At 42.8% G+C, this 25,831-nt stretch carries 13 protein-coding genes; 7 read left to right on the forward strand and 6 right to left on the reverse strand.

Annotation, left to right across the window (positions count from 1 at the left end; genetic code table 11):
• From ACLCDV_RS09165 to ACLCDV_RS09190, 6 genes are all read left to right on the forward strand, one after another.
• Positions 1 to 1,446, forward strand: coding sequence for an alpha-L-fucosidase (locus ACLCDV_RS09165; protein ID WP_343567178.1), 1,446 nt, complete (start codon positions 1 to 3; stop codon positions 1,444 to 1,446).
• Between the two features lie 35 nt (positions 1,447 to 1,481).
• Positions 1,482 to 3,953 carry a glycoside hydrolase family 2 TIM barrel-domain containing protein gene (locus tag ACLCDV_RS09170; protein ID WP_411973486.1) on the forward strand — a complete coding sequence of 824 codons (2,472 nt, stop codon included), beginning with the start codon at positions 1,482 to 1,484 and terminating at the stop codon, positions 3,951 to 3,953.
• Between the two features lie 6 nt (positions 3,954 to 3,959).
• Complete coding sequence (locus ACLCDV_RS09175; protein ID WP_411973487.1) at positions 3,960 to 6,530, forward strand: glycosyl hydrolase family 95 catalytic domain-containing protein; 2,571 nt, start codon at positions 3,960 to 3,962, stop codon at positions 6,528 to 6,530.
• 17 nt (positions 6,531 to 6,547) lie between these two features.
• Positions 6,548 to 7,735, forward strand: a complete 1,188-nt coding sequence (locus tag ACLCDV_RS09180) for an alginate lyase family protein (RefSeq protein ID WP_411973488.1) — start codon at positions 6,548 to 6,550, stop codon at positions 7,733 to 7,735.
• Between the two features lie 59 nt (positions 7,736 to 7,794).
• Positions 7,795 to 10,494: a glycoside hydrolase family 88 protein gene (locus ACLCDV_RS09185; RefSeq protein WP_411973489.1), complete on the forward strand. Its 2,700-nt coding sequence runs from the start codon at positions 7,795 to 7,797 to the stop codon at positions 10,492 to 10,494.
• 62 nt (positions 10,495 to 10,556) lie between these two features.
• Positions 10,557 to 14,732, forward strand: a complete 4,176-nt coding sequence (locus ACLCDV_RS09190) for a two-component regulator propeller domain-containing protein (RefSeq protein ID WP_411973490.1) — start codon at positions 10,557 to 10,559, stop codon at positions 14,730 to 14,732.
• Between the two features lie 260 nt (positions 14,733 to 14,992).
• Here the strand turns inward: ACLCDV_RS09190 and ACLCDV_RS09195 are convergent, their stop codons facing one another.
• From ACLCDV_RS09195 to ACLCDV_RS09220, 6 genes are all read right to left on the reverse strand, one after another.
• Positions 14,993 to 16,186 (reverse strand): MFS transporter, encoded by a 1,194-nt coding sequence (locus ACLCDV_RS09195; protein WP_411973491.1) that lies wholly within the window; start codon positions 16,184 to 16,186, stop codon positions 14,993 to 14,995.
• A 146-nt stretch (positions 16,187 to 16,332) separates the two neighbouring features.
• Positions 16,333 to 17,241, reverse strand: a complete 909-nt coding sequence (locus tag ACLCDV_RS09200) for a helix-turn-helix domain-containing protein (protein ID WP_317667525.1) — start codon at positions 17,239 to 17,241, stop codon at positions 16,333 to 16,335.
• Positions 17,242 to 17,413: 172 nt separating this feature from the next.
• Positions 17,414 to 18,475, reverse strand: a complete 1,062-nt coding sequence (locus tag ACLCDV_RS09205; RefSeq protein WP_317667523.1) for a dihydrodipicolinate synthase family protein — start codon at positions 18,473 to 18,475, stop codon at positions 17,414 to 17,416.
• A complete protein-coding gene (locus tag ACLCDV_RS09210; RefSeq protein WP_294184578.1) occupies positions 18,475 to 19,497 on the reverse strand; it encodes an NAD-dependent epimerase/dehydratase family protein in 1,023 nt (340 codons plus the stop codon). The genes ACLCDV_RS09205 and ACLCDV_RS09210 overlap by 1 nt, the downstream gene beginning before the upstream one ends.
• Positions 19,498 to 19,504: 7 nt before the next feature.
• The gene (locus ACLCDV_RS09215) at positions 19,505 to 20,737 is read right to left on the reverse strand and encodes an Nramp family divalent metal transporter (RefSeq protein WP_294184576.1); all 1,233 of its coding nucleotides are present in this window, start codon (positions 20,735 to 20,737) and stop codon (positions 19,505 to 19,507) included.
• A 5-nt stretch (positions 20,738 to 20,742) separates the two neighbouring features.
• On the reverse strand, positions 20,743 to 22,263 hold the full coding sequence (locus ACLCDV_RS09220; protein ID WP_411973492.1) for a PQQ-dependent sugar dehydrogenase: 1,521 nt from the start codon (positions 22,261 to 22,263) through the stop codon (positions 20,743 to 20,745).
• A 376-nt stretch (positions 22,264 to 22,639) separates the two neighbouring features.
• On the opposite strand from ACLCDV_RS09220, the gene ACLCDV_RS09225 reads away from it, so the two are divergent.
• The gene (locus ACLCDV_RS09225; protein ID WP_411973493.1) at positions 22,640 to 25,825 is read left to right on the forward strand and encodes a SusC/RagA family TonB-linked outer membrane protein; all 3,186 of its coding nucleotides are present in this window, start codon (positions 22,640 to 22,642) and stop codon (positions 25,823 to 25,825) included.
• Positions 25,826 to 25,831: the final 6 nt, after the last annotated feature.

Here is a 25,831-nt window from a genome sequence, read left to right on the forward strand (position 1 = left end):
ATGAAAGCTCTATATAAAATGTTGCTGGCACTTGTCCTCATCATGGGAATGAGTAAGGGATTATTGTATGCGCAAGTAAATCGCTTGCCCGATAGTGTACGTATGAAATGGTGGGAGGAGGCCCGGTTTGGCATGTTTATCCATTGGGGAGTATATGCGCAGTTTGGCGGTGTTTATCAGGGGCACGAACAGGCACGTGGTGGAGCAGAATGGATTATGAACCGCTCTAAAATTCCGGTTGATGAATATCAGGCGATGGCAAAGCAATTTAACCCCACGCAGTATAATGCAGACGAATGGGTACGCATGGCGAAAGATGCCGGGATGAAATACTTGATTATCACGGCCAAACACCACGATGGTTTTGCGCTCTTTGAAACAAAAGCGAGTAAGTGGAATATGGTGGATGCGACGCCTTACGGAAAAGATGTTTTGAAACCTTTGGCCGAAGCCTGCCGAAAATATGGCCTGAAACTTGGCTTTTATTACTCACAGGCGCAGGATTGGAATAACCCTGGTGGATCGGCTGCCCGTAAATTAATGCGAGAAGGCTGGCCTAATCCAGATTCAACCCGTATAGATGATTACACACTAGCACATCATGGCCATTGGGATCCCAAACAAGAAACAGCGAGTTTTAGTGACTATATTAAAAATGTATCTGTACCTCAGGTCAAAGAATTGTTGAGTAACTATGGGGATATTGCTGTGCTATGGTGGGATACACCAACCAACATGACCGACGAAGCCGCAAATATGCTTCAGAACCAATTGGCATTACAACCCAATATTATCACAAATGATCGATTGAAACGGCCTAATTTTCCCGGCGATACAAAAACGCCGGAGCAAAAAATTCCAGATTGGAGTGAACTCGAAGGCAAACATTGGGAAACCTGTATGACCATGAATGGCACTTGGGGCTACCGCACATCGGATCATAAATGGAAGTCTGCCGAAACCTTGATCCGCAATCTCGTTGATATTGCTTCCAAAGGTGGAAACTACCTGTTGAACGTTGGTCCAAAACCCGATGGATCCTTTCCAAAGGAGAGTATAGAACGTTTGGCTGTAATTGGCCAATGGATGAAAGCCAATAGTGAAGCAGTCTACGCGACCAAGAGTAGTCCTTTACAGCCATTTGAATGGGGGAGATGTACCATGAAGGAAGATGGAAAGCGGACTTATTTGTATGTCTCTGTATTTGACTGGCCAAAAAATGGGATAGTTGAACTTCCGATTGAAAATAAAGTTTTAAAAGCTCGTCTTTTAGCCAATAATCAAGTGTTAAAGGTAAAATCGAATGCCAATGGTATTCAGATTGCCGTGCCTGAGCAAGCCATTGATGCTGTTGCTACAGTGATTAAGATCGAAGTGGCTGGCAAATTTAAGCGCGAAAAAGGGCCCGGAGCAAAGAACATGAAAACTGGAGCTTTGGACGAGTAAGGCCGAAGATGAAAAGCAGATACTAAAATAGCATAATGAAGAAAAGTAGATTGAATAAAATAGTTGCGTTGTTGCTGACTTTTGGAGTTGCTCAGCTCCACGCTCAGGAAGTTAAGCGGATTGATCAAGGCTGGGATTTCTTAAAGAGCGATCTGGGGGGGATCTGGGAAGCTGTAAGACCGGTGGGAGCCGGTAATCCCGAGTCTGTCCCACTTTGGGAGCAGATAAATCTGCCGCACTGTTATAATGCGCTGGACGCTGTTGATCCAGCTATCAATTATTATCAGGGGCCAAGCTGGTACAGAAAATCGCTGGAGATCGATAACCCCTATTTAAATGGTCACACCCTTCTTCATTTTGAAGGAGCCGGACAAAAGACAGCTGTTTATATCCATACAATTAAAGTTGGGGAGCACGTTGGCGGATACGACGAATGGACTGTGGACATTACAGATGCCGTTGAAAAGTTTAAAAAAACAGCTGCTTTTAAAAAACAGTTTAAGGGCAAAATACCGCTTTCAATTCGTGTGGATAATTCACGTGATCTCGAAATGATCCCTTCTGATCTGTCTGATTTTAACGTCTATGGAGGTATTTACAGACATCTAAACCTCAAATATGTTCCGCAGACAGCTTTGGAGCGTGTATTTGTTGAGGCGTCGGTAGGGGCCGATGGTAAGCAGGGAGTGGTCAACGTCCGCGGACGGCTGATGCCATTTTCGGCTCAGGCAAATTTTGAAGTCGAAACGCAGCTCTATGACCCTGCTGGAAAAATCGTGCAAACCCAGCAACCAAAAGTTAATAAGGGAGCATTAAATTTTGAATTTGGACAATTCCTGGTTAAGAAGCCACAGCTTTGGAGTCCTGATCAACCGGCTTTATACCGCTTAGTTACGACAATCAAAAGCAATGGACAAGTATTTAAAGAAGAGAGCATCTTTGGCTTTAGACATGTAGCGTTTAAAGAAAAAGGTCCTTTTCTGCTGAACGGGAAAAGGCTTTTGCTTCGCGGTACCCATCGTCATGAAGACCATGCCGGTGTTGCTGCAGCAATGACTGACGATCAGATTCTACAAGAGATGACCCTGATGAAAGAGATGGGCGTAAACTTTATACGCTTGGGACATTATCAGCAGAGTCGTAAAGTGCTTGAGGCCTGTGATAGTCTGGGTATCTTGGTTTGGGAAGAGATTCCATGGTGCAGAGGTGGATTAGGTGGTGAGGTCTACCAACTTCAGGGAAAACGGATGTTAACCAATATGATTGAACAGCATTATAATCATCCATCGGTCATTATCTGGGGGCTTGGTAATGAAAATGATTGGCCCGGTGATTTTACGGAGTTTGATCAGGCGAAGATAAGGGCTTATATGAGTGAACTCAATGGCTTAGCTCATCAATTGGACCCGAGCCGGAAAACAGCGATACGACGTTGTGATTTCTGTAAAGATATTGTTGATGTTTATTCGCCCTCCATTTGGGCGGGTTGGTATAGAGGTGTTTATACCGACTATAAAACAGCGTCCGAAGAAGAAATGAAAAAGGTAAAACATTTCCTTCATGTGGAGTGGGGCGGGGATAGTCATGCAAGACGACATGCAGAAGACCCTGATCGCGCTTTAGCTAAAATCAAAGGTGATGGCACAACAGATGAACGGGCAGGCGATGCGTCGCTCATTGGTGGTGCAGCACGGGTTTCTAAAGATGGCGATTGGAGTGAAAGCTACATCTGTAATCTCATCGATTGGCACTTAAAGGAACAAGAAACAATGCCTTGGCTCACGGGAACAGCCTATTGGCCATTTAAAGATTTTTCAACTCCGGTACGGCCAGACAATCCGGTGCCTTATGTTAATCAGAAGGGTGTTGTTGAACGGGATTTTACCAAAAAAGAATCGTACTACGTATTCCAGTCGTATTGGACCGCTAAACCAATGCTGCATATTTATGGCCATACTTGGCCGATCCGTTGGGGTGAAAAAGAGGAGTTGAAAATGATAAAGGTATATTCCAATGCCAGTGAGGTTGAGCTTTTTGTCAATGGAGAAAGTCAAGGATTAAAGAAAAGGAATAGCCAAGATTTTCCAGCGGCAGGTTTGCGCTGGATGGTGAAACTGAACGAAGGAAACAATCAGATTAAAGCTGTCGCGAAAAACGGACGGGAAATTCTAGTGGATGAAATTGAACAGCAATATCAGACAAAAAAATGGGGTAAACCAGCCAAATTGCTTGTCGAACAGATTGCTGCGGAAGGCGAAGTGATCACTGTGCAAGCCCAAATTGTGGACGATACCAATACCCCCTGTCTCGATGCAAAGGATTGGATCTATTTTGGTTCAACAGGCGATGGTCAGTTGATCGTCGATCAAGGCACTTCTACGGGGTCGAAAAAAGTACAGGCCTACAATGGTCGTGCATTAATTAAACTTCGACTGCCTTCGGGGAGCGCAGTGATATCGGGCCGGATGGAAGGATCAAAGAGTACCTTGTTAACGATAGAAAAATAACACAAGATGTTAAAAGCAACGAATCATTTGAACTTCTTTTTACTGCTCGGCCTCCTGGGGACGATTGCTCCATGCCGTGCACAAAGCAATTCGCCGCAGCTGAAGCTTTGGTATAATCAACCGGCCACACTGTGGGAAGAGGCACTGCCACTTGGAAATGGCACAACAGGAGCGATGGTCTTTGGAGGGCTAAGTAAAGATAGGTTTCAAATTAACGATAATACGCTGTGGTCGGGTGAACCCGATGCGGGCAATAATCAAAACGGCCCGCAGGTCTTACCCCAAGTGCGCCAAGCCATCTTTGCTGGAAAATATGAAGAGGCAGCAGTTCTTTGGAAGAAAATGCAAGGACCTTATTCTGCTCGGTATCTACCCATGGGCGATTTATGGTTGGACTTTCATCAGGACGAAAAAAAGGTCAAAGATTATAAACGGGAGCTGGATCTTGAACGAGCGATCAATCAGGTGAGCTATTCGTATCAAGGTGTTCGATACCAAAGGGAAAGTTTTGTCAGCTTTCCGGATAAAGCATTGGTGGTTCGATTGAAAGCAGACAAGAAAAAATCAATTACCTTGGATCTTTCCTTGACCAGTAAGCTCCGATATAGCGTTTCGACCCAAGGGGATAATCAACTGACCCTTCAGGGTAAGGCGCCGAGTTTTGTCGCCAATAGGGATTATGAACCCCAACAGGTGGTGTACGATAGTGTTGGCGGAAAAGGGATGACCTTTGCGATGCAGGTCAGTGTAAAAACTACCGGTGGTGTGGTGAAAAAAGAGCCGGATAAGCTTAAAATTATAGGCGCTGATGAGGTGATTTTATTTTTGACAGAAGCGACAAGCTTTAACGGTTTTGATAAGTCTCCGAGTCAGGAAGGTAAAGATGCCACGCTGCTCGCAAAAAACCGCATGAATACGGTCTCCAAAAAGAATTTTCAGACCTTACTTGCGAACCATCAAAGGGATTATCAAACGCTATTCAATCGTGTAGCCTTTGCGCTGACCGGTACTTCTGCTCATGATAAATTACCTACAGACCAGCGTGTCATGCAGTTTTCCAAAGGACCGGCCGATTTGGGGCTTCTGACGCTGTATTATCATTTTGGACGCTACTTGCTGATAGCCAGTTCCAGGCAAGGAGGAAGGCCTGCAAATTTACAGGGGATCTGGAATGATCATGTGCAGCCACCGTGGGGAAGTAATTACACGACCAATATCAATACAGAAATGAATTATTGGCTTGCGGAAAATACCAATCTTGCAGAATGTCATCAGCCTTTGTTTGATTTTATGGAGGAGCTGGCGATCAACGGGGCTAAAACAGCATCGATAAATTATCATGTCGATAAGGGCTGGGTTGTGCATCATAATTCCGATCTATGGGCTAAAACTTCCCCTCCGGGCGGATATGATTGGGATCTCAAAGGAATGCCACGCTGGTCGGCATGGCCTATGGCAGGTGCCTGGTTGAGCACACATTTATGGGAACACTATCGCTTTACGGGTGACAAAACTTTCTTGAAGGAGAAGGCCTACCCATTGATGAAAGGGGCGGCCCAATTTATGCTGCAATGGCTGATTGCAGATCCCGGAAGTAAATATCTCGTGACCAATCCTTCCACTTCACCTGAAAATACAATTAAAATAGCAGGTAAAGAATATCAATTGACCATGGCCTCTACCATGGATATGGCGATCATTCGTGAGCTTTTTACCGCTGTTATTCGTTCATGTACGATATTGCGTGTTGATCCTGAATTTAAAACTGCACTAGAAGCAGCGAAGGAAAAGCTTTATCCCTATCAGGTGGGCCAATATGGACAATTACAAGAGTGGTTTAAAGATTGGGATGATCCAAAAGATCAGCATCGGCATATTTCCCACTTATTTGGTTTATACCCGGGCAATCAGATCAGTCTTGCGGAAAACAAGGCTTTGGCTGCGGCCGCCAAGCGTTCATTGCTTTTAAGGGGCGATGTCAGTACCGGCTGGTCGATGGCCTGGAAGACAAATTGGTGGGCGAGGCTTCAGGATGGAAATCATGCCTATAAAATCCTCAAGGATGCCTTAAATTTTATCGATCCTAAATTGGATCGTGCTCAGATGAGCGGTGGTGGAGCCTATCCGAATTTATTTGATGCACACCCACCTTTTCAAATTGACGGTAATTTTGGTGCTACGGCCGGAATGACTGAAATGTTGCTGCAAAGTCACGATGGTGCTGTTCATTTATTGCCGGCTCTACCTGATGAATGGTCTGCTGGGACGATTAAAGGAATTAAGGCCAGGGGAAACTTTACCGTAGACATTGCCTGGAAAAATAACGTATTGACCGAAGCAATGATCATATCCAATATTGGAGGTGTTTGTCGTTTGCGTACACCTTTACCCGTTAAAGTTGTCGGCATCGAATCAAATCAGGCAGTTGTCACAGACAATACGCTATTATATAAACCGGAACAACTACCGTATACGATCGCTGATCCGTCCAAATTGCCATCGTTAGCAGCTGCGAAAGCATTCGAAGTTCAATTTGAGACCATAAAAGGTAAACGGTATCGTATTGTTCCGCTATAAATCAAAATACAGGAAAAATGAAATCTAAATCAATTGTTAGCATCATGGGCTGTCTTCTCGGGATCGTAATTTCCCCCTTATTTTTGAAGGCAAAAATTAAGGAAGGTGTTTTTGAGCAGGAGATCATCCAGACGCTGCGTCCTGTTATTCTAAAGCAGTCCAAATGGGCGATGAAGCAGAAACCATTGACTGTGACAGCATATAGCGCGGTCCGGAGTGCCGGGGGTATTCATGATTTTTATTCTGAAGGCGATTATTGGTGGCCCGATCCCAAAGATCCAGCTGCACCCTATATCCAACGGGATGGGATGACTAATCCGGCCAATTTCGTTGAACATCGTAAAGCAATGATCCGCTTCAGCCGAATCGTGGGCGCACTGGCCTCAGCCTATCGTTTGAATCCGGATAAAAAATATGTACAGCAGGCACTTCGTCATTTAAAGGCTTGGTTCGTTGATGCAGAAACGATGATGAATCCGAATCTTCTTTACGCGCAGGCTATACAAGGGCGTTTTACAGGACGAGGAATAGGCATTATTGATACCATTCATCTGATGGAAGTTGCACAGGGCGTAAAGATATTTGAAAACGACCCCAATTTTCCACAGGCAGCCAAGGATGCCATACATCGCTGGTTTGCGGCCTATTTACGCTGGATTACAACGCATCAATATGGTATCGATGAAATGAATGCCGCCAACAACCATGGTACATGTTGGGTGATGCAGGTAGCCGCATTTTCGAGTTTAGTGCAAGACACTGTATTACTCAATACATGTGCAGATCGTTATGCGCATGTGCTGCTGCCGAATCAAATGGACGCTAATGGTAGCTTCCCGAGGGAATTACAGCGGACAAAACCTTATGGATACGCGTTGTTTAATCTGGATGCGATGACCATGATCTGCCAGATTTTGTCCAAGACCAACACCTCCCTTTGGCAGTATACATTGTCTGATGGGCGGAACATAAAAACGGGAATTGATTTTATGGTCCCCTATATTGCAGCTAAAGAAAAATGGCCTTACCAGAAAGATGTCATGTATTGGGATCAATGGCCAATTGCACATCCGGCACTTGTCTTTTCGGCAGCGGCTTTCCAGAATAAAGACTATCTGCAGCTTTGGGAAAAGCTTGACCATGCCCCCGAACAAGAAGAGGTTATTCGAAATTTACCCATTCGCAACCCAATTATATGGCTTTGATTTTCCTAGCCCCCTTATAAAATAATTTAACCATTTCACCTTAAAAACCTACAGATAACATGAATGTTAATGCGACGTCTTTGCGAAGATATACCCTCTTTTTGCGCTTTCGAAATTTAAAAAGGTCATCTATTGCCAAAGCACTCTTTTTGACTGGAATTTTGTGTGCTTTTCAACATGTTGAGGCACAGAGCACAAAGCAGCTGCAAAAAGCTTGGGGGCTTGCAGATCAACAAGCTGAGCTACTTTATAAAGAATTGCAGCTCTTGAAAAAAAGTGATTCATCCTTGGTATCGCCACGTACGCTTTCCTCAGATAACAAACTGGTCGCCGTGAAAAGGGGGGACTGGACCAGTGGCTTTTTTCCTGGCGTCCTGTGGTATCTCTACGAAAAATCGGGAAAACAAAAGTGGAGAGATCTTGCTTCAGAAACGACACGTTCGATCGAAGCGGAGCAATTTAATGGAAAGACCCATGATATGGGCTTTAAGATCTACTGTAGTGTAGGAAACGGTTATCGGTTAACCGCAAATCCACAGTACCGGGAGGTGCTTGTTCAGGCTGCCAAAACGCTGGCAACCCGCTTCAATCCCACAGTCGGCTGTATACGTTCGTGGGATCACAATAGCCATCGCTGGGATTTTCCGGTCATCATCGATAATATGCTCAATCTAGAATTGCTGTTTGAAGCAACCAAACTTACGGGAGATTCTACTTATTATCATATTGCGGTGAGCCACGCCAATACAACGCTAAAAAATCATTTTAGGCCAGATTACAGCACATACCATGTAATAGACTATAATCCGAAAACAGGAGCTGTGCAGCATAAAAACACCCATCAGGGCTTAAGTGATGAATCGACATGGTCGCGGGGTGAAGCCTGGGCACTGTATGGCTATACGATGTGTTACAGAGAAACTGGAGATCCGAAATATCTGCAGCAAGCCGAAAAAGTTGCGCATTGGCTGTTTTCACATCCCAATATGCCGAAAGACTTGATCCCTTACTGGGATTTCGATGCGCCGAATATTCCAAATGAACCACGGGATGTGTCGGCAGCGACAGTCATAGCGTCGGGGCTGTTGGAATTAAGCACGTATAGCAACCAAGGGAAAGATTATCGTGCAAAAGCACAGACCATATTGGCGAATCTGATAGACAATTACATGTCGCCACCAAATAAAAGTAGAGGTTTTATATTGTTACACAGTACAGGATCGAAACCTTCCAATACTGAAGTGGATAAACCATTGAGTTATGCCGATTATTACTTTTTGGAAGCACTGCATCGGCAAGAAGATCTACAGTCCGGAAAAGTTCAATCGGATCTGGTCCGGAAAAATCCAGCGGGACAATTGATCTATTTTCCAGATGCACAGGGAAATGTAATCCCCGACTTTAGCCATGTGGGCTATCATCAAGGTGATCAAAAGCTGCCCAATGTACCTGTTGTGATTACTGTAAAACCCAGTGTGAATGGCGATGATCAACAAATTATACAGCAGGCTATCGATGCTGTATCTGCAAAACCACTTGATAAAAATGGTTATAGAGGGGCTATTTTGTTGAAAAAAGGCCTGTACAATATACCTGGAAGCTTGGAAATCCACGCCAGCGGTGTCGTGTTGAGAGGGGAGGGCGATGCAATAGGGCAAACCCTGCTTAAAGCTACAGGACAGCACCAACGGAGCTTATTGAAGATTTCAGGTACAGGTAATTATTCAGTGGACCAGGCAAGAAAACAGTTTGTTAAGAATGGATATGGACCTGTAGGGGCTAAATATGGCCTAATCGATCATGCGAAGGAAAGGAAAGTGGGCGAGCAGGTACTGCTCTCGTATGAGATGAACGACGCCTGGATCGAAGCGCTTCGAATGAACCAAATTGAAAAGAGAGAAGGGACGAAACAGTGGACCGCGCGGGAATATAAGCTAAATTTTGAACGTACTATTTTGGCCATTAAAGGTGACTCTGTATTTTTTGATAATCCCTTGGTGATGGCGATTGATCCGAGGTATGGAAAAGTGGCTGTCATTCCTTACACCTTTGACGGACGTATAAGTGAAGTTGGAATCGAAAATATACGTTTCGAATCCGATTTTGTAAGTGATGAAGACGAAAACCACGGCTGGATTGCAATTGATATGGATAAAATAGCGAATGGTTGGGTGCGCAATATTACCGCGCGTTATTTTGGTTATGCAGCGGTGAGTCTTGGCGCTTTTGCCAAACAGATTACAGTAATGAAGTCGCGGTGCCTGGATGGAAAATCTCAAATTACAGGTGGCCGAAGGTATTCATTCAATAATGACGGTCAGCTTAATTTATTTAAAGAACTTTATACCACGGAAGGACGCCATGATTACGTAACAGGGGCTAGGACCCTCGGTCCAAACGTTTTTAGCCTTTCTAGCGCGGAGCGAACACATGCGGATATCGGTCCACATCATCGATGGGCTGTTGGAACCTTATACGATCAAATCGTAACGGATGGTGAAATTAATGTTCAGGACCGCGGTAACTGGGGAAGTGGACATGGCTGGGCTGGGGTGACACAAGTCTTATGGAATTGTACGGTCAAAAGTGCTACCGTACAACAGCCCTGGGCTTCCGGACAAAATTTTGCCATAGGAGTAAAGGGAGAAAAAGTAGCTGGAAGATTGAAAAATAGAAATGCTGGTTACTGGGAAAATCAAAACAGAATAATGTCGATCGGCTCACTTTATGAGCAACAATTAAAAGATCGATTAAAGTGATTCTTGTTCGTATTTATTCAATGGAATGATTATTTTTATCATCCATTTCAATTATATACCTTATGATGCCATTACGTGTTTTTATGCGCTGTTTTTGCTGTGCGTTAGCTTTAATTTCTGTTTTGCATGCGCAGGAAAAAAACTATCGTTTTTTACACTTGGATGTCAACGAAGGTTTGTCTCAAGGAAGTGTTTTCGCTATAGCCCAAGATCATTTGGGTTTTATGTGGATCGGTACCCGTGATGGCTTAAATAAATACGACGCCCGAAAGTTTACAATTTATCGCAGTAATCCGCAAGATAGCCTTTCCTTAGAGCACAACTTTATTCAAGCGATTACGGAAGATAACAAAAGGCGGCTTTGGATAGGGACAATGACAGGTCTGAATTTATACAATCGAGAATCAGACAATTTTAGCCGTATACCATTACCTACGGTAGAGAGTAGCAGTGGGAAAATGGATGTCAACGTTCACCAGATTTTTCAGGATTCCAACGGTAAGATTTGGATTGCGACAAATATAGGCTTGTACAAGATCAAAGAGGGCCGGCATCCTGAAGCGGAATTGGTCTTCAATGAGATTACCGTTGAAAGAAGCCAGGGAAAAGAATACTATCGTAATTTTCGCACCATGTATGAGGATCGCAGAAAGCGATTATGGTTTTGTACCGATGATGCCATTGTACTCATGCAAGCCGCATCGAAAGATGGAAATAGCTTAAAGGTGCTACGGACTTACTTCAAAGAGAAATCGGTAGATAATAAGGTTAATCAACGGTTTCAGGCTGTTTTGGAAGTTAGTCCAGGTATATTTTGGGTAGGTACAAAATATAATGGTATTCGGATTATCAATGAGAATACAGACGAAATATCCTCGTTAACCGAAGAGGGAAATCATACAGGTTTGGCCAATCAAGATGTGCGGTCCTTAAAAAAAACAGATGATGGAAAGATTTGGATTGGAACATTCAATGGCCTATATGTTTATCAAAACGGAAAATTGCTTTTTATCCAGGCAGACGATGGAAATCCCAATAGCTTAAGCAATAATTCCATTCGCCCTATATTTCAAGATAAGCGGGGGTCTATTTGGATTGGAACCTATTTTGGAGGGGTTAATATTTATGACAAGGATATTCCTAATTTTCAGAATTTCACCCATCAATCTAAACGCAATAGCTTAAGTTACAATGTGGTGAGTGCATTTGTTGAAAATGCTATGGGAGAACTGGTGATTGGAACTGAGGGGGGAGGATTAAATTATTTTAATCGGCGTACGAATTCTTTTTTTAGTGAACGTCACGATAAAAATAACCTGAATGGCCTAAGTCATAATAATGTGAAGTCTATCTGTTTAGATAAGGAAGGGAATTTATGGGTAGGTACTTATGATGGTGGGTTGAATTTAAGACGAAAGGGACAGCAAGGCTATGAACATTTTCGTTTCGACCCCAATGTAAGTAATGGCCTGGCAAATAATAATGTGTATGCGATCTTAGAGGATCGCAATGGCGATATTTGGATTGGCACTTTCGGCGGAGGACTACAGGTACTTCGTAAAAACCAGAAAGTAGGAACTTTCCAGACATTTAACGTTGCCAGAAAGCAGTTGAGTTCCAATATGGTGCGCGCTTTACTGGAGGATTCAAAAGGTAATCTATGGATTGGTACTTCAAATGGTTTAAATATAAAATTAGCAGGGACCGATAAATTTGTTTCCTTTCTAAATGACAAGAAGGATTCCCTTTCAATTAGCGGAAATGATATTGTGAGTATCCATGAAGATCGGAAAGGACATATTTGGATCGGTACGTACATGGGCGGGCTGAATCTTTATCTTCCAGAGAAGAAAGCGTTCAAAAGGTTTAATGAGCGAAACGGATTGCCGATCAACAATGTTTTTGCTATTCTAAGTGATCTGAAAAACAAATTGTGGTTGAGCACCAATACGGGGATTTCTTGTTTCGATCCCCTATCTGGTCATGTACGAACCTATACGAAGATCGATGGTCTTCCCGGTAACGAATATATTCAAAATGCAGCAGCAATGTTGCGGGACGGAAAACTTGCCTTTGGAAGTTTCTCTGGCTTCACCCTATTTAATCCGGATAGTTTAAGTGTCAATAATTACATTCCCCCCATTCAGTTTACGGAGTTGAAATTATTCAATAAAACAGTTCTCCCGGGCCTCGATGGTGTTATTCCTAAAGATATATCCATGATGGATGAATTAATTCTTGATCACAATCAAAATGTTTTTAGTTTGGAATTCAGTGTATTGAATTATGTTCATCCGGAGAAAAATCAATATGCTTATTATCTAAAAGGCTTTGACCAAGACTGGAATTATGTGAGCAATCCCGTGGCTACTTATACCAATTTAGACCCCGGTACTTACGAGCTTTGGGTAAAAGGGGCCAACAACGACGGGGTATGGAACGAAAAGGCAACGGTTTTGAAGATTAAAGTGCTGCCCGCGCCATGGAGGACATGGTGGGCCTATAGCGGCTATTTTCTTCTTTTTGCTGCGGTCAGTTTTTTGGTTATCCGATTTTTCCACGGTAGAAACAAATTGAAACAAGACCTTTTGATTCGGAAAATAGATTCGGAAAAACAGGAGGAGCTTCATGAAGCAAAACTGAATTTCTTTACCAATATCTCCCATGAATTCCGTACGCCATTGTCATTAATTATTGGGCCGTTAAATCAATTAAAAGACGATCGCTCGCTTTCAGCATATGCACAGGAGCATCTCGGTTATGCAACAAGAAATGCGAATCGCTTGATGAATCTGGTTAATCAGCTGCTTGATTTCAGAAAACATGAAGGCGGAAAGATGAAATTGTTTTGCCAAAAGGTTCATGTTGCTACGTATTTGGAAAACATTCGCCAGAATTTTCACTTTATTGCCGAGAAAAATAATATTCAGTTTTTCCTGGATAATAAGGTAAGCCCTGATTATGTTGGAGGTTTTGATCCGGAGCAATTTGAAAAAGTCCTTGTCAATTTGATTTATAATGCGTTTAAATTTACGGACAAGGGGGGTAAAATAAAGATACAGGTTGAGCTAGAAGGAGAAGGCGAGTTGGAGAAACTGCTTGTTTCCGTTTGGGATTCGGGGCGTGGAATCCCATCCAAAGATATACCTTTTGTATTTGAACAATTTTATCAGGCCAATGCAAAAGGCCTATCGGCTACCAATGGCGGAATAGGTTTGGCACTCTGTCGTTCGATCATACAGCTGCACGGCGGAAAACTCACTGTTGAAAGTAATATGGCACAGGAGCCGGCAGACTTCAATACAGTATTTCGGATCAGCCTGCCCCAAGGTAATGTCCTCGTCGAAGAGCTTATGGTTTTAGACGGTACTGCAGCGACGATATGCTCAGACCCTGCGGATGCCGATATGCCACATGTGGATGCTACAAAAACAGAAATTGAGCCTTCTGCAGCGGATGAAGATAAGCCAATCATACTTGTTGCCGAGGACAATGTGGAGCTTCGTTGTTTTCTGTGTGAAAACTTACGGAAAAAATATATTGTTTTAGAAGCTAATGATGGTATTGAGGCGCTGGAATTGGTACAAGCAAGACAGCCCGACATTATCATTTCAGATGTAACGATGCCCAACTGTGATGGAATCACACTTTTGCAGCAGATTAAAAAGGATAGTAGTTCAAATCATATTCCTGTGATTCTTTTGACAGCCCGTACAGCTGATCCTTATATCACAGAGGCGTTTGAAATCGGTACAGATGACTACATTACCAAGCCCTTCAGTATGCCACATCTCATTCAGAAAATTTCAAACATCATACAGACGCGGAAACGATTGGAGGAAAAGTTTGTACAGAATTATCTTCTTGGAGCACAAGGAACAGATCTGCCCGAAAGAACTCGTTTCTTGGATCAGGTATTGAAGGTTGTCGAAGAAAATCTGGGCTGTGAAGATTTTGGAGTGCAGGATCTTACAAAAACCATCGGCGTGAGCCGCTCTGTTTTGTACCGCAAGATTAAGCAGCAAACGGGACTGAATTTGGTTGAATTTATTAATATGGTACGTCTTAAGAAAGCAGCCTATATTTTAGTGAACGATACTGGTTTGAGTATCAGTGAGGTGGCTTATCAGGTCGGGTTCAATGATCCAAAATATTTTAGCAAAACATTTAAGAAATTCTATAAGGAGAGTCCACGTACCTATGTTGAAAAATTCGGTATCAAGGAAAGCAGCAATTAAAAAATAAGCAAAGGTCTCCACGATTGGGTAAGCATCAGCAGCCCTAAAAGCAGACCGAAGGTTTTTTTGGAGGCAAAAAAAAGGTTTTCAAACGGGGAGAATGAAAACCTTCAATAACCAATTATAAACCTAAATTATGATGCAACAAATATAGTTGTTTTTAATACTATTTTAAAAATAATTCACCTTTTAAAAACTGTTTTGTAGTTGGTCAGCTACAGGTTGTTGTTGCCCTGTCGCTGGAAGAACCAGCGCATAGCTTATACGCTTTTGACCAGCTTACGAATAACGTATAAAGTGGTCAATCCCAACAGCGCAAATATGCCATAACCTAATCCAATCTGAAACTGCGAAGAAGGGTTTACCAAGCTGACGGTGATGTAACTGAGTGAAGAGGTAAGGAGGTAGGTAATTCCGCCAACCAATCCACCGGCGATACCTGCAGACAGTGGAAACCTGCCCAAACAGTAGCTGAAATAATTGTTAAAAATAAATCCTGCAGTGCAATGTACGGCAAATGCGAAAAATGTCAATGTATATAAGTTTGACAGGTAAGTTGAGACGATCAGCATACATACAATCAGGCTGATCTGAATAAAATTGGCGATTCTCAATTTTGGAACCAAGGCTCTTTTAATAAGGGCTTTACCAATAAAACCACCACACATCCAAGCCAAACCCATAATAAGTGAGGTATAACCGGTTGTAATCGCACTATATCCCAGTTGATGTTCAATAAAAAACGGGCCGCTGAGATTGTAGAACATAACGAGACCGTAGGATATACCACACATGACTATTCCAAAGGTGAAATCATTGCTTTTAAGCATCATTTTAAATTCGCCGATTAGGTAGCTGATATGGAGTGGTTTTTTCTGTTTGATTGTTTCGCCAGAGAAGATCAGTTCAAGGATAAAAAGTAGGGCGCTGTAAACGGCCAGAACCATAAAGTTAGAACGCCAACCAAATTGTGTTTGGAGGTAGCCACCAATAAAAGGAGCGACAATGGGCCCGATCGACCAGACGATGGTCATAATGCTGAGGTAGTGTTTGCGCTGCTCGCCTTCATAGACATCCACAAAGTAGGCTCGTTTTGATATGACCACAAATGCCGATAAGATTCCCTGAAGGATGCGCATCAGGTAAATAACCCAAATATCGTGTGTGCTTGCTGTGATCCAAAAGCTGACAATGAAAAGGAAAAGCGATATGAGGTTGATGCGATATCTTCCCCAAGCGTCAACCAGTGCCCCTGTAAAGAACTGTGCAACACCATAACTGATTAGAAAAAGCGAAAGTGTTAACTGGATTTTGCTTTCGTTCAAGCCAAGCTCCTGGGCCATTTGTGGCATTGACGGAAGATAAATGTCGGTGGCAAGTCCCGTAATCGGAACAAGTGCAAATGCTAGTATCGTCGGGATAAAAGATTGCTGTGGTTTAGTGTTTTTTTCCATCCTCTAATTTTTTAAATTTCCCGTCTCTATGGACGTTTATGCTGCCAGCCACTTTTTTCTCTTTGGCTGGGTAAATATGATGTCGACAAAAGTAGTATCATTGCCTGTTTCGAAAGCTATAGAATTCAAACAAATTATTGTGAAAATCAAACAGACTTATTGCGAAAGGCTAAAGGTGGTACACCAGCATGTTTTTTGAAATAATTACTGAAGTTCGCCGGTTCTTCAAAACCTAAGGCATAAGCGATTTCATTGATGTTCCAGCTGCTATGTTGAAGGAGTGCCTTTGCTTCCTGTGTGATGCGCAGTGCGATGAGTTCTTGCGTAGTTTTTCCTGTATTTTGTTTCAAAGCCCTGTTTAGTGAATTGACATGGATGTTGAGCTGTTGCGCGTAATCCGTTGCATTTTTAAAACGAAGTAAATTTTCGGTGTCAATCGGAAATTGGCGTTCCAAGAGTTCTAGGAAAAGGTGGGAAATACGCTGGTTTGCATTTTGGTAAGGTGATATGCCCTCATTTGGTGCTAGTTTTAACGTTTCTAAAACGAGTAACTGTAACTGATTCCGGATAATTTCATATTTGAACGCAAAATCAGAGCGCAGTTCGGTATTCATACGCTGAAAAATGTGATCGAAAAGATCGACCTGCTCTTTCGTTAAGAAATAGACTGGGCTACCACTAGGGTTGAAAAAATGGCTTTCGAGAATGTTATGGTTATAATGTTTGTCTTCCTGAATGAATTTTTGCGTAAAAAGACAGAACCATCCTTTCTGATCCGGATTGTCTGTTTCCCAAGAGTAGGGAACGAGCGGACTTGAAAATACAAGTGCGGGACGGTCAATAGGGATCCATTGATCGCCATAATGCAATTGACCCTGGCCGATCATGAGGGATATTTTGAAGTAATCTTTTCTATTGTAAGGTGATTTTAAGGGACAATGCTCACGTGAAAATATGTTAAAATGAGAAATTTGTTCGGGCGAGGAGCCAAATGGGTAATTGGATTCTCGAAATACCCGCTGATAGAAATCAATAATATTTTCGGAAGTTGTCATGATGCAAAGTTATAAAAATCAAACATTTCATGCCTTGTGCTATTTCTCCTAATCGGTCATTGATTCGTAAAATATGAATTGGAACAAAAAGAAAGGTCCCATCACGTCGTTAGCTATGACTAGCCCGGGTGATGAGACCTTATAAAAGGAAGCGACTATAAGGAAGCGATTATTAGGATCTCGATTTTAAAAATTCCTTGACAAATTCATCGTCGTTTAAGTCTGGGTAGTCTTTATATACACGATCAATTTCTTCTTGCTGTCCGATGGATAGATTTTCGTTGGGGTTTAGGCACCAGGTCCCTTTCATCAGGCCTTGTCTGCGGAGCACCTCATGTAAGCCTGGTATACAGCCATGGAATGCATTTGCTGGGTCAAAAAAAGCTGCATTGCTGTCTGTTACAGCAATCGCTTTGCTCAGGAGATGACTCGCATGGAGGTTATTGGGGTCCTGTTTGTATGTTTTTATTTCCTGAAGGAGTTCAACAGCTTTTGCCGTCCAAACAGCCCAGTGGCCTAATAGTCCACCTTTAAACTCTATGGCGACGTTTTCTCCCGCTACGGGGAAATTATACACGCTCATCAGATCGTTGACAATATTGTCATCATTGCCCGTGTACATAGCAATTTGATCTCGTCGGCTGGAGTTGGCTATAGCACGCATAACGTCTAATGTTTGGTAGCGGTTGAACGACGCACATTTGATAGCGACAACGTTGTCGATTTCGGCAAACTGCTGCCAAAAGGAATAGGAGAAAATACGGCCACCAACGGCGGGTTGAAGATAGAATCCAAAGACAGGAATAATGGCTGCTATTGCTCTGACTCGATCTAATATGGCATTTTCAGTCCAGCTCTGCAGGCCGCCCATACTCAATAGTCCAATATCATAACCGTATTTAAGTGCAGTCGTTGCCTCCTGTTCAGCTTGTTCTGTGTCACCGCAGATGCCCGCAATTTTGATAAATGGTCGTTGGAGTGCCGCTTTCTCGACTTCTTCGCTAGCCCATCTCAATACGGTTTCAAAAAGGTTGATCTCGGGGTCACGGATTTCAAATTGGGTTGAATGTACAGCTACGGCGATTCCACCGGCTCCACTGGCTATGTAATATTGCGTCAGGAGCCGTTGATGCGTCTCGTCAATGCTGCGGTCCTCATTTAAGGCAAGGGGGTGTGCCGGAATAACCGTTCCTTCCCAAAGCAACTGTTGTAATTTGTTGTCTAAAGTTTTCATTAGAATTTTCCTTTTCGTTCTTGAAAATGCGTGTCCTTATTCCATAGTTCGCCGCCTTGGGTCAACCATTTGGCAGTAATGTCTATCGCTTCGCGTATGGTTGTTTTCGGATAGCCAAATAAACGATGGCATTCGGACGCATTGTTGAGTAAAGCGGTTCCGGCGGGTTCATTTACAAATATCGGCCTTGTGTTGAAATGCTCAGCAAAACGCTCTGCGATCCATCGTGTAGAAAGGATTTCCGGTCCCGTGACATTCAGTATTTTGGCTGGAGACTGACAGTGCAGTAATGATCTTAAGGCAATTTCGTTGGCATCTCCCTGCCAGATGACGTTGACGTTTTCGGTTGTCAAATCTATTGGGAGCTGCCCTTTGACCGATTTGGCAATTTCTACGAGCACACCGTAGCGAAAATCCACCGCATAATTCAATCGGTAGATCAGGGTAGGTGTACCGTTTTTCTTCGAAAAATACTCGAATATACGCTCTCTTCCCAAACAGGATTGCGCGTATTCGCCGACAGGCTCCGGAGTTCTTTCCTCAGAAACGCCGCCATTGCTTATCGGTACAAATGGAAGTACGTTACCCGAAGAAAAAGCAACAATGTTGGAATCTTGAAAATGAGAAGCCACCATTCCGGGAAGATAGGTATTCATCGCCCAGGTAAAATCTTCATTTCCTGTGGTGCCGAATTTATGTCCTGCGAGGTAAATGACGTTCGGAATCTGCGGGATCTTTTTGAGTTCTTCCTCATTCAATAGGTCACAGGCGATTGTCTTTATGCCTAGATCCTCCAGTTCCTGTTGAAGTTCCTTGGTTGAAAAACGCGAAACACCAATGACCTTTTTGTCTATTCCTGCAGCTTGAATAGCCCGCATGGCTAGTTTTGCCATGCTTGGCCCCATTTTTCCGCCAATACCTAGGAAAAGGATATCACCTTGTATCTTTTTTATATCTTCAATTAGATCTAATGATGGTGCAAGCAGCTGCTGTTCCAATTCCGCTAAATTGTTATGGTCCATGTCTGAATTATTTGATTAAATTATAGAGATTACTAAAAGCAAGAAAAACGAGTAATATGAGTCCGAGTATAGCCCATAATCGCGTTAAGGGGCTGTTTCTGAGCGTGCCCATAATTTCTTTGTCGTTCGCGATCAGAAAGAGGATGATACCAATAAAGGGAACTAAAAAAATGGTGATGCTTTGCGCAAAAACAATAAGCTCCAAGGGAAGGTTTCCGAAGATAAGCGCGATGGCAGATCCAAAAATCATGACCAAAGAAATAAAGAGTTTCACTTTAGGGTGATTGAGATCGTTGCCGAAGCCAAAGGTGTCGCCCAGTAAGGATCCGCCTAATACGGCATTGCCGATCAAGGAGGAAAAGGAGGCACCGAAGAGACCGATAAAAAAGAGGTGTGAAGCATAGGTTCCCAAAAGCGGTTCCAGTGCACGGCCCATCTCAGCGGCAGAATTTAACTTGATCCCTTGGGGATGAAGCGTATTTGCCGCACAGACCATAACGGCTGCACTCATGATGCCAAGAATAATAATACCTATTCGGCTACCGATTATCTGTCGTTCAGTACGCTGTTTGTTGGCCGATAATTTTCTTCTTGATTGAACAAGATAACTTTGATAAAATGCGCCCACAATCGAAAAGCAAGAAGCCGTAAAAGCGATGATCAAACCTACTGATGAAGGTGGGATGCTGGGAATAAAACCTAAGAAAAAGTCCTGTGCGGGTGTCTTTATCATAATGGCTGTAGAAAGAAAAGCAAATAACATCAGGATGATAAGTCCAAGCATAAGCTTTTCCAATAGCGCGTAGAAAGACTTAAAGAACAACAGTAGGATACCGATGACATTAAAAACGATGATCCATATTTTGGGGTTTGTCCCCGTGGCTTCCGAAACGGAAATAGAGACACCTGTCGCATTCCCCGATTGAAAACAGGTTGCAACGAGGAAGATTCCGAGGCCAATGATGATGGATGTTGTTTTACCAAATTTCTGGCGAATTAAAACAAGTAAAGATTCGTCTCTCGCGATACCGATACGTGCCGCCATATTGGTGAAAACCATCATAAAAAAGATGGCGACGACGACAACCCATAATAGAGAGAAGCCATAGTCTGCACCCATTTTTGATGTGATGGTCATTTTGCTGGGCCCGAAAACCAGGGCGGCGGTAATGATGCCGGGACCCAAGATGGATAGCCAACTTTTCAATAAAGAGGGTTTTGGCTCGAGGTTATTTTCCATGAAATTTATCGTAATGAGGTTAAATGCTGTTGGTTGATTTTAGGGGCAGAATTGCCAAAGTGTGTGCGGATATAATTGGTGATTTCAATGACCTCTTCATTTTTCAGGAATGAAAAAGATGGCATTGCACTTTCGTATTTGACGTTGTTTATTGTTTTGTCTTTCAGTCCATGGAGGATAACCTGCAATAGCGGTGCTGGGTCGCCTTTGACAAGAGATGAATTGGCTAACGGGGGAAAGGTATTTGTAAGTCCCTTTCCATCTGCTTTATGACAAGATGCGCAATAGGCTTCGTATAATGCCTGACCACTTTTGGCAGGGGAGTTGGCCGTGTTGGCTGCAAGGGGTTTAATCATTGGTGCAGAGGCTTTATCGGTAATGCGGAGACGATAGATCACATCGTCATCGGGTTTTGGAAATCCCTTTTGCGGATTCCAGTCACGGTTGCTTGAACAGAAGTAAATGTCTCCATTGGGTAAGGTCAATACGGATCTTAGCCGGCCAAGTTGATCTTTGAATAGGATCTTCTCATCGATGATCTGTTGACCATCGGCGGATAATTTTAGGATACGTAAAGACTGATTTTTTAAAGTCGCGAGCAATAGACTATGTTGCCATTCAGGGATAACATTGGAACTGTAATACGCCATACCGGATGGTGCAACGACCGGAGTCCACGATTTAATAGGCTCCTGTCTTGGGGAGTTTTTGGCAATAGTTTTTTCCTTTTCCGTATCAATCATACCTTCGATCTGCGGCCAGCCATAATTTTTTAGGGGTTGGATCAGGTTGATTTCATCCTCGATGGCATCGCCATGTTCGGATGTGTAAATTAAGCCTTTTGCATCATGGGTAAGTCCCTGCATGTTCCGAAATCCCCATGCATAGACATAGCTGTTTGCAATTGGATTGTCTTTTGGGATGCTCCCGTCGAGATTGAGGCGTAAGATTTTGCCATTTAATGAGGTGCTGTCTTGCGCAAAGGTATCACTTGCTGCATCTCCTGTAGCCCAATAGACTTTTTTGTCTGTCGAAACAATAACCCTCGAACCGTTGTGTCCGGTGTTTCCAGGAATCTGTAAAAGCAATTTTGGGTCTGACAACTTGCCTACCGGACTATAATCGTAGCGGTATAAGTTGGAGAAAATGAGACTGTCCTTTTTGCTGGTGTAAGAAAGGTAAAGATAGGCCTGTTGCTGTTCGGGTTGATACAGTGCCATTCCCAATAGTCCCAACGTGCGCTGGTGGTAAACGTCGGTGAGGCTGTCCACTAAAGTAACAGCTTTTGTTTTAGTATCCAGTTTTCGTATACTTCCTCCGATTTCAGAAAACAGAATGGCATCGTTGATCCGGTCATATTGTAAATCCCATGGCACATGGAGTTTTGTAGCTTCTTTTGATAGCGATAGTATGCTGTGCTCCAGTTGGATGTTATTTATTGGCTTACTTTCTCTTTCCGTCTCGGAAGAACAGGAGGATAGTAGCGGGATCAGCGATACAAGCCAAATATAGGTTTGTTTTTTCATATAGGATCTACGGTTATTCCTTTGATTTATTTGGTTAGTCAAATGTAGTTGAATAAAAATAAATATACAAAAAATAAGTAAAATTGTATACAAAAATATTTTATCAGCCTAGGCTAAATACGATTTAGTTTATAATTACACAGCTAAAAGAGCGGTGTTGTGGAATTGTCACGAACTTGTTAGCCAGCCTATTTTTGTAAAAAAGTAAAAAAAATATTGAATTGTATACAAAAAATATATATTATTGTATTCACTATGATAGCGATGGAAATACAATTTAGACCATATTAGGGTCGAGCGTTATGTTTCCTGAAAAAATACCAATAAACTAAAGAGCTTATAAATCATTTATTTAACCACTTTAACCTGAGTATTCATGATACTAAAGCAGATTAAAATCCGGGATGTAATAAACAGGAGTTGCCTTTTGGTGGGGCTACCTTTTATTTCGATGGCTGCATTGGCAAATGTACCTTCTTCCCTTAACAATGGAAAGATTCCGATCTCGGATGTTTTAAACCCTTCGTCGGGTTTAGCTAAATTTCAGCAGCAGCTTGTCGGGCAGGTGCTGGACGCCAAAGGGCAGCCACTGTCCGGTGTAGAAGTGCGTAACCTTAAAAATGCAACTGTTACCGTTACGGATCAAGAAGGTCGTTTTAAATTAACGGGGTCCGTTTCAGATCAGATTCAATTTCGGTTAATCGGTTTTAATACAAAAGTGGTGTCGGGGAAAGATGTGCAGGCTTTGGTGCTTGATGCGAGCGAAAATGCACTGGATGAGGTTGTTGTGGTGGGGTATGGTAAGCAGAAAAAAGGCAACTTGACGGGTGCTGTGGCCAGTGTCAATTTTGATCAATCGACCTCGAGTCGGGGTCTTTCCAATGCCTCGCAGGCATTGCAAGGTGTTATTCCTGGTTTGGCCGTAAGTCAAAACTCCGGAATGGCCGGAAATAATGCTGCGGATCTTTTGATTCGGGGATTGGGGACGGTCAACAGTGCTGGACCGCTGATCGTGGTTGATGGAATGCCCGATGTCAATATGAATCGTGTGAATGTGAATGATATTGAAAGTGTGACCGTACTAAAAGATGCTTCTTCGGCTGCAGTATACGGTTCCAGAGCGGCCAATGGGGTTGTATTGATCACGACAAAGTCTGGTAAAAGAAACAGTAGGACGGCTATTTCCTTTAGTGCCAACAAATCGCTGGTGAAACCTACCCGCTCTTTTGATTTTGTCAATAATTATGCAAAAGCGATGACGGCTACTCAAAGGGCACAGGCCTATAATACGGCCGCATCTGCATTCAATTTTAAGAATGGAACCATCGACGAATGGTTGGCATTGAGTATGATCGACCCGAGATTATATCCAAGTACCGATTGGTGGGATGTTATTCTCCGCAATGGTCAAAGTGGGAATTATAATGTTTCCATTAATGGGGGGACTGAAAATAATAATTACTATTTGTCTGTCGGTATGCTGGATGAGAAGGGGATACAGATCAATAATGATTTTAAACGTTATAATGCTGCATTTAACTTCGAAACCAAAGTAACCAACACCATCGGTGCTGGAGTGCGGTTCTCCGGAAACTGGTCCGATTACCGTTATAACTACGAAGACGGTATGACTGCCAACTCGACAAGTGGGATGGATCTGTTTACCTCACCAGCAGGTATATTGCCTTATGATCCTATTACCGGTTTTTATGGCGGTGCAATGTCTTACAATGAAAGTCCGCAGGCCAATAATATTTATGCAGATTACATGACGCGCAACCAAAACCACATGAATCAAAAGCAGGCTTTGGTGAATGGTTATTTAAACTGGAAGCCATTTAAAGGATTTGAGGCTAAAGTGGATTATGCCCTAAATTATGATACGCGTTTTCAATGGAAGGCAGATATGCCGACAAAATTATATAACATCCGGACGGGATTGTCTATCCGGGATCTTGTGCCGACAAATGATGGGATATATAATACAGACCGAAACAATTACAAAACCCAGCTGAACTTCAAATTGAGTTACGATCATAAGTTTGGCGCTAACCATGATTTCTCTGCTTTGGCCGTGTACTCAGAAGAATATTGGAACAATCGTGTTTTGGCAGGTAGTCGCTTAGATCGTTTGCATCCTAGTTTACATGAAATTGATGGCGCTTCTGAAGACGTGCAAAATGTGTCGGGATCATCATCGGCAGAAGGTTTGCGTTCTTATATTGGACGATTAAATTATACGGCCTTCGGAAAGTATATGTTTGAAGGGAACTTCCGGGTAGATGGTTCATCACGTTTCTTGCCGGGTGATCAATATGGCTTTTTTCCATCAGCGGCAGTGGGCTGGCGGATTTCAGACGAGGTATTTATGTCGGCATTTAAGGAAAAGATCAGGATGAGTTCGGCCAAATTTAGAGCTTCTTATGGTTCTTTGGGGAATAATAGTGGTGTCGGATTGTATGAGCAGAAGCAATCTTTGGTCTCTAGTCCTTATTATTTGATTGACAATAGTACAGGAACAGGGTCTGTTGTCAAAGGGTTGATCAATAAGAAACTGATCAACTATGACCTTACCTGGGAAAAGACACGTGTGTTTAATTTGGGTTTGGATCTTGGATTCTTTAAAAATAAACTGACTGCGGAGCTGGATTATTACGAAAGAAAGACGATTGGTATGAACAGGCCTTCGGATGTATCTATGCATCTGACGGGTTTATTCACTGCCCCCCGACGTAATATTGGTGATATGGTGAATAAAGGGCTGGAAGCAAATGTTACCTGGAATGACCGAAAGGGCGATGTGGGTTACATGCTGAACTTTAATGTTGGGTATAACAAGAACAAGCTGCTGTCCTGGAATGAGCAGTTGCAAAGAGGTTCGGTATTTATTGATATGCCTTATAATTTTATCTATGCTTTCGAATCGTTGGGCATTGCTCAGTCTTGGCAGGATGTCTATAATGCTGTTCCTCAGGGCGCTTCCCCGGGAGATATTTTGTTGAAAGATGTCAATGGTGATGGCAAATTGGATGCGAATGACCGTGTAGCATATCCAGCTTATCAACTGGGTAGACCAAAGGTGAATTACGGATTTAGAGGTTCGGTGGACTACAAAGGTTTTGATTTTTCTTTCCTGTTGCAGGCCGCCACAGGAAGAAAGGAATTTTGGATGAACAAAGCGAATTCGAACTTTTTAGGAACGGCAAATCAGGCTATTACTGAGGACCAGTGGAATAATATGTGGAGCCTGGACAATCGCGATGCTGATTATCCTAAGTTGCTTCCAAGTACATTAGGATCAACGAGTCCAAATGCGTATTTGAGCACATTTTGGCTGCAAAACATGTCTTATTTAAGGGTGAAAAATCTGCAGCTTGGCTATACTTTTAAGAAAGAATTACTGATGAAGCTGGGCATCCAGAAGTTACGTGTATTTGGTTCGGTCGATAATTTAGCGGTATTGACAAGTTTTAAAGGCTTAGATCCGGAGAAAAGTACCTATACCAATGATGCTTATCCGATGACGAAGAGTTTTGTGGTTGGACTGAATGTTGACTTATAATATTTG

The sequence above is a fragment of the Sphingobacterium sp. Lzh-3 genome (genome assembly GCF_046764375.1).
GTDB lineage: Bacteria > Bacteroidota > Bacteroidia > Sphingobacteriales > Sphingobacteriaceae > Sphingobacterium.

Coding starts and splice junctions, on each gene's coding strand:
- ACLCDV_RS09165 (WP_343567178.1), top strand. CDS start 1: ATGAAAGCTCTATATAAAATGTTGCTGGCACTTGTCCTCATCATGGGA.
- ACLCDV_RS09170 (WP_411973486.1), top strand. CDS start 1,482: ATGAAGAAAAGTAGATTGAATAAAATAGTTGCGTTGTTGCTGACTTTT.
- ACLCDV_RS09175 (WP_411973487.1), top strand. CDS start 3,960: ATGTTAAAAGCAACGAATCATTTGAACTTCTTTTTACTGCTCGGCCTC.
- ACLCDV_RS09180 (WP_411973488.1), top strand. CDS start 6,548: ATGAAATCTAAATCAATTGTTAGCATCATGGGCTGTCTTCTCGGGATC.
- ACLCDV_RS09185 (WP_411973489.1), top strand. CDS start 7,795: ATGAATGTTAATGCGACGTCTTTGCGAAGATATACCCTCTTTTTGCGC.
- ACLCDV_RS09190 (WP_411973490.1), top strand. CDS start 10,557: ATGATGCCATTACGTGTTTTTATGCGCTGTTTTTGCTGTGCGTTAGCT.
- ACLCDV_RS09195 (WP_411973491.1), bottom strand. CDS start 16,186: ATGGAAAAAAACACTAAACCACAGCAATCTTTTATCCCGACGATACTA.
- ACLCDV_RS09200 (WP_317667525.1), bottom strand. CDS start 17,241: ATGACAACTTCCGAAAATATTATTGATTTCTATCAGCGGGTATTTCGA.
- ACLCDV_RS09205 (WP_317667523.1), bottom strand. CDS start 18,475: ATGAAAACTTTAGACAACAAATTACAACAGTTGCTTTGGGAAGGAACG.
- ACLCDV_RS09210 (WP_294184578.1), bottom strand. CDS start 19,497: ATGGACCATAACAATTTAGCGGAATTGGAACAGCAGCTGCTTGCACCA.
- ACLCDV_RS09215 (WP_294184576.1), bottom strand. CDS start 20,737: ATGGAAAATAACCTCGAGCCAAAACCCTCTTTATTGAAAAGTTGGCTA.
- ACLCDV_RS09220 (WP_411973492.1), bottom strand. CDS start 22,263: ATGAAAAAACAAACCTATATTTGGCTTGTATCGCTGATCCCGCTACTA.
- ACLCDV_RS09225 (WP_411973493.1), top strand. CDS start 22,640: ATGATACTAAAGCAGATTAAAATCCGGGATGTAATAAACAGGAGTTGC.